Origin of the sequence: Streptomyces sp. YS-3 (genome assembly GCF_045257485.1) — a bacterium.
Classification (GTDB): Bacteria; Actinomycetota; Actinomycetes; order Streptomycetales; family Streptomycetaceae; genus Streptomyces.
The window spans coordinates 1-10,062 of the sequence record NZ_JBJHPC010000251.1 but is presented as its reverse complement, the minus strand read 5'-3'; the positions used below and the strand labels follow the sequence as shown (position 1 = coordinate 10,062).

Annotated in this window: 10 protein-coding genes; 3 read left to right on the top strand and 7 right to left on the bottom strand. The window is 72.6% G+C overall.

What is annotated here, in order from left to right; all coding sequences use genetic code 11:
• Positions 1 to 104: 104 nt before the first annotated feature.
• Complete coding sequence (locus tag ACJA3G_RS20565) at positions 105 to 422, top strand: hypothetical protein (RefSeq protein WP_406554484.1); 318 nt, start codon at positions 105 to 107, stop codon at positions 420 to 422.
• Between the two features lie 117 nt (positions 423 to 539).
• Here ACJA3G_RS20565 and ACJA3G_RS20560 read toward each other — a convergent pair whose 3' ends face one another.
• Entirely contained in the window at positions 540 to 1,523 is a 984-nt protein-coding gene (locus ACJA3G_RS20560; protein ID WP_406554483.1) for a LuxR family transcriptional regulator, read from the bottom strand.
• Between the two features lie 138 nt (positions 1,524 to 1,661).
• Between ACJA3G_RS20560 and ACJA3G_RS20555 the strand changes: the two genes are divergently transcribed.
• Entirely contained in the window at positions 1,662 to 3,071 is a 1,410-nt protein-coding gene (locus ACJA3G_RS20555) for an aminopeptidase P family protein (protein WP_406554482.1), read from the top strand.
• A 324-nt stretch (positions 3,072 to 3,395) separates the two neighbouring features.
• Here ACJA3G_RS20555 and thpR read toward each other — a convergent pair whose 3' ends face one another.
• Both thpR and ACJA3G_RS20545 read right to left on the bottom strand, forming a co-directional pair.
• Entirely contained in the window at positions 3,396 to 3,983 is a 588-nt protein-coding gene (gene thpR / locus ACJA3G_RS20550; RefSeq protein ID WP_406554481.1) for an RNA 2',3'-cyclic phosphodiesterase, read from the bottom strand.
• Between the two features lie 88 nt (positions 3,984 to 4,071).
• Entirely contained in the window at positions 4,072 to 4,920 is an 849-nt protein-coding gene (locus ACJA3G_RS20545) for an aldo/keto reductase (RefSeq protein ID WP_406554480.1), read from the bottom strand.
• 340 nt (positions 4,921 to 5,260) lie between these two features.
• On the opposite strand from ACJA3G_RS20545, the gene ACJA3G_RS20540 reads away from it, so the two are divergent.
• Positions 5,261 to 5,902: an endonuclease gene (locus tag ACJA3G_RS20540; protein ID WP_406554479.1), complete on the top strand. Its 642-nt coding sequence runs from the start codon at positions 5,261 to 5,263 to the stop codon at positions 5,900 to 5,902.
• Positions 5,903 to 5,998: 96 nt separating this feature from the next.
• Here the strand turns inward: ACJA3G_RS20540 and ACJA3G_RS20535 are convergent, their stop codons facing one another.
• The 4 genes from ACJA3G_RS20535 to ACJA3G_RS20520 form a co-directional block, all read right to left on the bottom strand.
• Entirely contained in the window at positions 5,999 to 6,367 is a 369-nt protein-coding gene (locus ACJA3G_RS20535; RefSeq protein WP_406554478.1) for a DUF4440 domain-containing protein, read from the bottom strand.
• Between the two features lie 99 nt (positions 6,368 to 6,466).
• Positions 6,467 to 7,975: a glycine betaine/L-proline transporter ProP gene (gene proP, locus ACJA3G_RS20530; RefSeq protein WP_406554477.1), complete on the bottom strand. Its 1,509-nt coding sequence runs from the start codon at positions 7,973 to 7,975 to the stop codon at positions 6,467 to 6,469.
• A gap of 287 nt (positions 7,976 to 8,262) precedes the next feature.
• Complete coding sequence (locus ACJA3G_RS20525) at positions 8,263 to 9,060, bottom strand: SigB/SigF/SigG family RNA polymerase sigma factor (protein WP_406554476.1); 798 nt, start codon at positions 9,058 to 9,060, stop codon at positions 8,263 to 8,265.
• Positions 9,061 to 9,521: 461 nt separating this feature from the next.
• Positions 9,522 to 9,917 (bottom strand): DUF2267 domain-containing protein, encoded by a 396-nt coding sequence (locus tag ACJA3G_RS20520; RefSeq protein ID WP_406554485.1) that lies wholly within the window; start codon positions 9,915 to 9,917, stop codon positions 9,522 to 9,524.
• Between the last annotated feature and the right edge of the window lie 145 nt (positions 9,918 to 10,062).

Sequence of the window (10,062 nt, the reverse complement as noted above, 5' to 3'; positions counted from 1 at the left end):
GGGATGGGACCGAGTGGGCGAGGGGGGTGGTTGGTATCGCCGTCTCGGGGCATTCCAAGGGGATGCCCCCGTCGACCGCGGGGGCCTGCATGGCAGGAGTTTCCATGACCGACTACGTCATCACCGTGCCGGGGACGTTCGTCCACGGCATCACCGACGACCAGCGTTCCGCGGTGGAGCGCAAGCTGCGTCCACAGGACCCCTCGAACACCGACTTCGGGGAGAACGAGGACCTGAGCCTCCTGACCCTCCAGGACGGCAACATGTTCTCCGTCCGGCTGGAAGTGGAGGCCGCGACGCGCGCCGAGGCCGAGACCAAAGCCGTGGAGCTGGTCTCCGCCGCGCTGCGCGCCTCCGGACTGGCGCAGGACGACGCCCCTCTGGGGCCCGCGGCCGTCACCGGCATCGACCGCGAGTTCTGAACCGGGCGGGGCGGGGCGGCGCTCCGGGCCGATCGCGGCGGCTGCCGGCGCGGGTAGGACGCGGTGCACGGCTTCACCGCGAGTGGTGCGCGGCCCCGTCCCGACTGGTGGGGGGCGTCACAACCACCCCTGCCGCTGCGCCTGCAACGCCAGCTGGAAGCGGTTCGCCGCGCCCAGCCGGGCCATCAGGACCTGGAGCCGGCGGAAGAGCGTGCGGCGGCTGAGGCCCAGTTCACGCGCGATGACGTCGTCGCCCGCGCCGCCCGCGAGCAGCCACAGCAGCCGGCGGTCGGCCGGGGGCAGACCGCCGGGGCGGGAGGTGCTGCCGTGGAAGGGCAGGGCGCTCTGCCAGGACTGTTCGAACAGCGCGATGAGGGCGGAGAGCAGACCGCACGGCTGGACGACCAGCATGGAATTGTGCACGTCGGCCTCCTTGATGGACAACGACACCAGGGCGTACGCCTCGTCGATGATCACCAGCTTGACCGGCACCGATGGCAGCACCCTGGCCTGCTCACCGGCGTTGACACACGGCTCGACGGCCTCCTTCAGATGGCCCGGGTACTCCAGGGACGCCCGCGAGTACACGACGCGCTGCGTCACCCCGCGCGCGAGCGTGGCCAGCGCGTCGTCGGTGGCACCCGACAGGGGGAAGTACGGCGGTGACTCGAACTGCCGGATCTGCTCGCGCGCGCTCGCCCAGGCCTGACGCATCCGGGGGCCGACGGCGTCACCGGTGACGACCTCGACGAGGTGGTCGTTGTACGCGGCGAGCCGCTGGCGCCGGAACGACTCGAAGGCCCCGCCGACGGCGATACGTGACTCCTCGACCTCCGCCGCCCGGTGCCGGGCCAGGATCTCCAGCCCCGCGGCCGGCGGGACCGGGGCCACCACGGCCCCGCCCTCCTCGGCGGCGCTGGCGAGACCGGCGTCGACCAGCTCGCCGTACGCGGCGGTGAGATCCGCGCCCTCCAGGCCCGCAGCCGCCGCGATCGCGCTCAGCGGGGCCGGGGCCAGCTCCAGCAGGGCCAGATAGACCCGGGCCGCCGAGGGATCGATGCCCAGGAGCCGCAGGGCCTCGCCGAGTTTCGCGTGCGTCATGGGCCTCATTATCGGCCCGTACCGGCCAGGATCATGGCCGATCCGTGCCAGTGGCGCTCCAGGGCACCGGGCGCGCGCGGCGCGGAGTACCGTCCGCGCAGAACGCACCACAAGCCCCTCCGAAGGAAGGTGTACGCCGTGGCGAAAGGCCGGAAGAACGGTCTCTACTCAGGGATCTCCGAGGAACTGTCCGCGTTGATGCGGACGGGGTGGGCGGACACTGAACGGCGCGACCTGCGGCCCGACGAGCAGGCCCCGTACGCCGCCACCCGCCGCGCCGCGCTCTCCGCGCGCTTCCCCGGCGAGCGCCTGGTGATCCCCTCGGGAAACCTCAAGGCCCGCTCGAACGACGACAGTTACCCGTTCCGCCCGTACACCGGTTACGTCCACATGACCGGGGACCAGGCCCGTGACGGCGCGCTCGTCCTCGAACCCCGGGCGGACGGCGGCCACGACGCCTACTGCTTCCAGCTCCCCCGCGACAGCAGGGACGACAACGAGTTCTGGACCGGCTCCACCGCGGAGCTGTGGATGGGACGGCGCCGCTCCCTGGCCGAGTCCGCGGTCGTGCTCGGGCTGCCCTGCCGCGACGTCCGCACCGCGGCCGACGACCTCGCCGCCTCCGGCGCGCCCACCCGCATCGTGCGCGGGATCGACCCGGCCCTGGAAGCCGCCGTCGCCACCGACGAGGAGCGCGACGCCGAGCTGGAGGAGGCGCTCAGCGATCTGCGCCTGGTCAAGGACGACTGGGAGGTGGGGGAGCTGCGCAAGGCCGTCGACTCGACCGTGCGCGGCTTCACCGACGTCATCGGTGAGCTGTCCCGGGCGATAGCGTCGTCCGAGCGCTGGATCGAGGGTACGTTCTTCCGCCGCGCGCGCCTGGAGGGCAACGCCGTCGGCTACGGCACGATCTGCGCCGCCGGCGAGCACGCCACGATCATGCACTGGACCGACAACGACGGCCCGGTCCGCCCGGGAGACCTCCTGCTGCTCGACGCCGGCGTGGAGACGAACACCCTCTACACCGCCGACGTCACCCGCACGCTGCCCATCAGCGGCACCTTCACGCCGCTTCAGCGCACGGTCTACGAGGCGGTGTACGAGGCGCAGGAGGCGGGGATGGCGGCCGTGAAGCCCGGCGCCGCGTACCGCGACTTCCACGAGGCGTCCCAGCGCCACCTGGCGGCCCGGCTCGTCGAGTGGGGCTTCATCGAGGGCCCGGCGGAGCGCGCCTACGAACTCGGCCTCCAGCGCCGCTTCACCATGGCAGGCACCGGCCACATGCTCGGTCTGGACGTCCACGACTGCGCGCAGGCCAGGAACGAGGAGTACGTCGACGGCGTCCTGGAGCCGGGCATGGTGCTCACCGTCGAGCCGGGCCTGTACTTCCAGCCGGACGACCTGACCGTGCCCGAGGAGTGGCGCGGCATCGGCGTCCGCATCGAGGACGACCTCCTCGTCACGGCCGACGGCCACGAGAACCTGTCGGCGGGGCTGCCGCGGTCGGCGGACGAGGTCGAGGAGTGGATGGCGCGCCTCGCGGGCTGAGCGGGCCCCCCACGGGCCGCCGCCCGGCCCGGGCCGCCGCTCCGGACGTGACGGCCCGGAGGCCGGTACCCCTGTCCCCGGGGGTACCGGCCTCCTTGCCCCCGGCGCCGTGGCGGCGGCACCGGCCCGTGGTGGCCGGCGGCTGCCCCAGGACCGGGCCCGGCAGCGATGACGTGCCGTACGCCGGTCACCTCACTCTGCCGCCCGGATCAGGCCACCCGGTCGAGGAAGTTCAATACTTGACCAAACCAAGAAGGTGACACACCGTCAACCCTCCGGGTGTACGCGCCCCGGCGTGATCTGCCTCCCTCGCGCCTGTCACCGTCAGGACGGTCCCGCACCGAGAGGCCAGGCCTCGATGTCCCGGTAGTGGATCGGCCCGGGTCCCCGGCCGACGTTGCTGGCGACCAGGTGCAGGCGTTCCGCGTGCCAGGGCCGCCCGGTGAAGCCGGCGAGCGCGGCGGCGAGCTCCACCACGCTGGAGGTGTCGTCGCGGCGGGCGCGGGCCAGCGTCAGATGGGGGCGCAGAGGCCGCTCCTCGAAAGCCACACCGCACGCCCGGATCGCGTCGCGGACCTCCTTGGTGAGCAGATGCAGCCCTTCGAGGTTCCCCTCGATCCCGCTCCACAGCACCCGCTCGTCGAAGTGTCCGCCGCCGCGCAGCGCCAGTCGCAGGGGCGGGTGGGCCGCCGCCAGACCGGCCAGCGGCGGCTGGAGGAGCGGGACCGTCGCCGCCGGGAGCTCGCCGAGGAACGCCAAGGTGATGTGCCAGTCCTCGACACGGTTCCACCGCAGCCGGGGGTAGGCGGAGTAGGCGGACAGCAGTTCTCGCTCCAGCTCCGCCTTGGCGTCGTCGGGCGGGGCGAGCGCTATGAAGACGCGGACGGTCGGGGGCGGGGTCTGTTCGGTCACGCATGACTTCGTACACCATCGGCCGCGGGAACGGAGAACGGGCTTCGCCCCGCCCGGATGGGCGCGCGGCCCCTCGGCCCTCCGCCCGTCAGTCGTCGAGGGTGCTGGTGCCGAGCCGGCTGGTCATCACCGGGTCGCGGTGGTCGAAGAAGAGCGTGGTCCCGGTGTCCAGGGCGGCGACGGCCGCCATCTGGTCGGCGGTGAGCTCGAAGCCGAAGACGTCGAAGTTCTCCGCCATGCGCTCGGCGCGGACCGACTTGGGGATGACCACGACGTCCCGCTGGATGAGCCAGCGCAGGACGACCTGGGCCACGGACTTGCCGTGTGCGGCGGCGATCCGTACGAGTACGGGGTGGGTGAACAGGTTGTTGCGCCCCTCGGCGAACGGCCCCCACGACTCGATCTGGACGCGCCGCTCGCGCATCAGCTTCTGGTCGGCGATGCGCTGGTGGAAGGGGTGGGTCTCGATCTGGTTGACCGCCGGAGTGATCTCGTTGTGGTCGATGAGGTCCACGAGCCGGTCGGGGTGGAAGTTGGACACGCCGATGGCCCGGGCGAGTCCCTCGCGGTGCAGGCTCTCCATGGCCCGCCAGGAGCCGTAGACATCGCCGTAGGGCTGGTGGATCAGATACAGGTCGACGTGGTCCAGGCCGAGCCTGCGCAACGAGGTCTCGAAGGCGCGCCTGGCCCTGTCCTCCCCGGCGTCGGAGACCCACAGTTTGGTGGTGACGAACAGGTCCTCGCGCGCGATGCCACTGCTCCTGATGGCCCGCCCTACGGCCTCCTCGTTGCGGTAGGCCGCCGCCGTGTCGAGGGAGCGGTAGCCGGCGGCGAGGGCGCCGCTGACGGCCTGTTCGGTCTCCTCGGCGGGGATCTGGTAGACGCCGAAGCCGAGGATCGGCATCTCGACGCCGTTGTTGAGGGTCACGGTCCGCATGGCGGGGTCCTTCCGTACACAGGGCCGGGGGCACGCGCCGTACACAGGGCTGGGGGCGCGCTGACGCTGTCCAGCCTGCCCCCTCGCGCCGACGGCAACGGGAGCGAAGGCGCCCGGCGGCGAGCCGGATGGGCCGTTCGGGTGAGACCCGGCGCCCGGCGGCCCGGGACGCGAGGGGCAATGGGTGTCGCGCGTGTACCGGCGGGGGAGAAGGGGTACTCGCGCGACCGGAGAACCCTGAGCGCGCCCGCGGCTCCACCTCCGCGAGGGCGCCCGTACCCCGCCCCGAAGTGAGACGGCCCCCGGCTCCGGGGTCCACGACTGCGGCGGAAGGAGCACCATGGCACCGCGAGTCACGGCCGAGCGCCTGTTGCAGGAGTACGGAAGGACCCACGCGGAGGAGGCGGGCATCCACCTGCGGGACACGCCTGCCCCGCTGCACCAGCTGCTGAGCCTCTGCGTGCTGTTCTCGGTACGGATCAAGGCGGACATCGCGGTGGCCGCGGCCCGCGAGCTGTTCGAAGCCGGGATGCGTACCCCCAAGGCGATGCTCGCGGCCTCCTGGCAGGACCGGGTGGACGCGCTCGGCCGCGCGCACTACCGCCGCTACGACGAGAGCACGGCCACCGCGCTCGGCGCCGGGGCCGAGCTTCTTCTCGACCGGTACGGGGGTGACCTGCGACGGCTGCGCGAGGAGGCGGGCGGCGATCCCGGCCGGGTGCGCGAGCTGCTGCGGGAGGTCCCGCGGATCGGGCCGGTGGGGGCCGACATCTTCTGCCGGGAGGCGCAGGGCGTGTGGCCCGAGCTGCGCCCCGCCTTCGACGACCGGGCGCGACACGCCGCCGGTGAGCTGGGGCTGCCCCGGACGCCCGAGGAGCTGGCGGAACTCGTCCCGGCCGAGGACCTGCCGAAGCTGGCGGCTGCGCTGGTGCGGGTGGAGCTCTCCAAGGGGGCCGTGGACGCCCTGCGCGAGACGGGGTAGGGCCGGGGCCGCGGGGCGGGAGCGCGCCGGGCGCTGGTGTGCGATCCACGTCTCCGGCGCTCCTCGGGCCGGGGCCCGGTACCTGCGGCCCGGGATTCAGCCCACCGGCGTGCCCTGGTGGAAGTACATGCGCCAGCCCGCCTCCGTCCGACGCCACAGGGAACTCCGCCACGCCCGACGGCCCGCGTGCTCGGTGAAGTACGTCAGGTGGACGATGCCCGGGGCGAGGACGACGCCGGACATCTCCTCGACGTGGACCGGGGCCTCCCGGGACACCGTGCCGTCCCCCGTAGCCGCGAGGACCGTCTTCCTGTCCCAGCGGCGCCCGGACGCCCCGGTCTCGGTGAACTCCGGGTCGAGAAGCTCCAGCACCCGCGCCGCGCAGGCACGCACCTCGGGATCGAGGAGCCGCAGCTCCCCGTCGATGGCCGCCTGTACGGCGGCCTCCGCACGCTCGTCCGTCATGCGCAAACCCTAGGTAGCGGGCCTGCCGCGTTCCAGCCGATTGTCCGAGCGGTGCCACCCGGGCCCGCAGGTTCGCGTCCTCGTCCCAGGCGTCCGGGGTCAGTCGCGGTGCTCGCCCGGCGGTCGCGCCCACGGGTGGCGGAGCCGGATCCAGATGTCCCGGGCCTGGCGGCCCGCCGCCGTGCGGCTGTGGGCGACGACGCGCTGTGCCTCGTCGGGCGTTTCGACCATCGGACCGGAGCCGCGCAGCGGTTTGCCCGCCGTCTCGTGCAGGAACAGCGTGGATACGAGACCGATGAGCCCGGCCACCATCAGGTAGTACGCCGGGACCAGGTCGTTCCCCGTCAGTTCCACGAGCGCGGAGGCGAACAGCGGCGTCGTGCCGCCGAAGAGCGACACCGAGATGTTGAAGGCGATGGACAGGGCGCCGTACCGCAGTCGGGTGGGGAACAGGGCCGGCAGGGTGGAAGCGGCCGTGCCCGCGAAGCAGACCAGCAGCAGGCCCAGGATCGCGCAGCCCAGGGCCGGAAGCAGGATGCCGCCCTCCCTGATGAGCAGGAAGGCCGGTACGGCCAGCACGATCAGGGCGACACTGCCCGCGAGGAAGACAGGCCTGCGGCCCCAGCGGTCCGAGGTGTGGCCCACGGTCGTGATGGTGAGGACCACGAGCAGCATGGTGCACAGCACCAGCAACTGCGCGGTGGTGTCGTCCTGGCCCAGGGCGACGGTCATGTAAGTGGGCAGGTAGGAGGTCACCATGTAGTTGGTGACGTTGTACAGCAGGACGAGACCCATACAGATGAGCACCGCGTGCCAGTGCCGGGTGAAGATCTCCTTGAGGGTTCCCTTCGCCGTCGGAGGGGCCTCCTCGGCCGTTGGGTTCCCGCTCTCCGCGGCGGCGTAGGCGGCCTCCTTCTTGAAGGCCGGGGTCTCCTCCAGCTTCATCCGCATGTACAGGCCGATGAGGCCGAGCGGCCCGGCGACGAAGAAGGGGATGCGCCACCCCCAGTCCTCCAGCCCGTCGGTGCCGAGCACGGCGGTGAGGACGGTGACCAGGCCGGATCCCAGGGCGTAACCGACGAAGGTGCCGAAGTCGAGCCAGCTGCCGAGGAAACCCCGGCGCCGGTCGGGCGCGTACTCCGCGATGTAGGTGGTGGCCCCCGCGTATTCGCCGCCCGTAGAGAAGCCCTGGACGAGCCGGCAGACGAGGAGCAGCAGGGGGGCGGCGACCCCGACCGCCGCGTACGTGGGGAGGAAGCCCACCGCGAAGGTGCTCGCCGCCATCATGATCATCGTTGCGGCGAGGACCTTCTGACGGCCGATCCGGTCGCCCAGCGGGCCGAACACCAGCCCGCCGAGCGGCCGGACCAGGAACGCCGCGGCGAAGGTCGCGAAGGTCGAGACGACCTGGACGCCGGGCGAGCTCGCCGGGAAGAAGACCTTGCCCATGGTGCTGGCCAGATAAGCGTAGACGCCGAAGTCGAACCACTCCATGGTGTTGCCGAGGGCCGCTGCCGTCACCGCGCGGCGCACCTTGGGCCGGTCGGCGACCAGTACGTCCGCGCTGCTCAACGACCGCTTGCGGCGCCGGAGCAGGGTGCGGAGCATCTGGTCGGTCCGCGCGTGGCCCCGGCCTGGTCCGGGTGGACGACGATTGGGTCCTGGCATGGGGAGGGGCCTCTCTGCCGGGGCGCGGCGCGACGCCGGTGCCCCTTCATTCTTCGAGGCAACAGGTCCCTCGGGCATGTCGACTGGTCCCTCCGGGTGAACGTGTACGGGTGGGGGGGGCCGCTCCGGCAGAGCGGGAGGAAGGCGCTGGGGATGTCTCCGGCCGGTGACATGTGCGCGCGTCCGGGGGCGTCCGGGCGTACCGGATCGGTGGAACGGCAGGAGCGTCAGGCAGCCTGTTCCGCGAGGGCCTCGCGGCGCACGCGGGTGCAGGTACGGCTGAGCAGCCGGGAGACGTGCATCTGGGAGATACCCAGCTCGGCAGCGATCTGGCTCTGGGTCATGTCGCTGAAGAACCGCATGTAGAGGATCTTCGACTCGCGCTCGGGCAGGGCCCGCAGCGCCGGTTTGACCGCCTCCCGGTCGACGACGGTGTCGAAGCCGGGCTCGGTCGCCCCGAGGGTGTCGGCCAGCGAAAGCCCTTCGCCGCCGCTGCTCCCGGGGCCGGACTCGGCCTCCAGGGAGAGGCTCTTGAAGGAGTCCAGGGCCTCCAGCCCGTCCCGGACGTCCTCCTCCTCCAGCCCGCAGTGGGCGGCGAGTTCGGCGATGGTGGGCTCACCGGGGTGCGCGGCCTGGAGCTGCTGGCGCGCCACCCGGACCTTGTTGCGCGCCTCCTGGACACGGCGGGGGACGTGTACGGCCCACAGGGAGTCACGGAAGTGGCGCTTGAGCTCGCCGTTGATGGTGGGGATCGCGTACGCCTCGAACGCGCCCCGCGCGGCCTCGTACCGGTCGACGGCCTTCACCAGCCCCATCGCCGCGACCTGGTAAAGGTCCTCCAGCTCGGCGCCGCGGTTGCGGTACTTGCCGGCCAGGCGCTGGGCCATCGGCATCCACCGCGCCACCAGGTCCTCGCGCAGCGCGTCGTGTTCCGGGCCCTCGCCCAGGGCGTTCAGCCGGGCGAAGGCGTCATGGGTGTCGGGGGCGTCGTCGTGGGTCCGCTTGCGAGCGAGGCTGTTGGGCATGGCGCGGGCTCCTGCACGTCGGGGGTGTGGGTGACGCCGCCGAACCGCATGTGACCAGGACGCGTCCGGAGTTGGCGTCGCCGGGACACACGCGTCCAGCGGGCGTGCCTCCGGTCCGAAGCACGACTCGCGCCTGCCCCGCTCCCCGTTGGGGAAACGTCCGACTCGGGCCCGGCCGCGCACCGGCTCCCGAACGGACCGGACCGCACCAGGAGCCTAAGCAGGGGCAGGGTTCGGGGCGACGCGGGTGACCCGTTCGGGTGCACCGTGGCAGGCAGGGGGCGCGGGCCCGGCGAGCGTCGTCGCAACGCGTCGGCCGGAGCCGCGTGGTGGGACGCTGCGGCTCCGGCCGGATCTCGACGGTCAACCGGATCTCGACGGTCAAGGGGTACGGGGCGTGCGAAGGCGCGACATGCGCATGGGGCGCGGGCCACGCGGACGGGTGGGGGCGCCCCGCCGGTCTAGGCGGCCTGGGTCAGCTCCGCGCGGCCGAACAGGAGCGCGTAACCGGCCGGGAGTTGGTTCAGGATGCGGGTGAGGAGTTCGGGGCCCGCCAGATCGGCGACCGTGGACAGGACCGATCCGGTGTCCCAGCGGGTGGTGGCGAGGGTCGCGCCGGTGCGGCCGGCCAGGTCCTTGACCAGCGCCCAGCCGGTGAGCGGCTGCACGTCGGGGATCTGCTCGGTCAGGATGCGCGCCGCCTCGTGGGGCAGCCGTGCGGCCAGCTCGACACGCTCCTCACCGGTCAGTTGGCGCCCCAGCCCCGACACCACCAGCCGTACGGCTTGCTCGGCCCGCTCCCGGGTCGGATACGCGCCTTCGTAGCGGACCTTCTCCAGCATCTGCTCGTAGGTCATCGCCAGTGCGCGCCGGGGCGCTGTCTGCAGGTCGGAGATCACTGCGGTCGTTGCCTTTCTGTCGCCGAGGACGTGAGGGGAGGGCCCGGCGGGTCGGGGCGGCACGCCGGGCCCTCCCCTCACGTCCTCGGCGACAGAAAGGCAA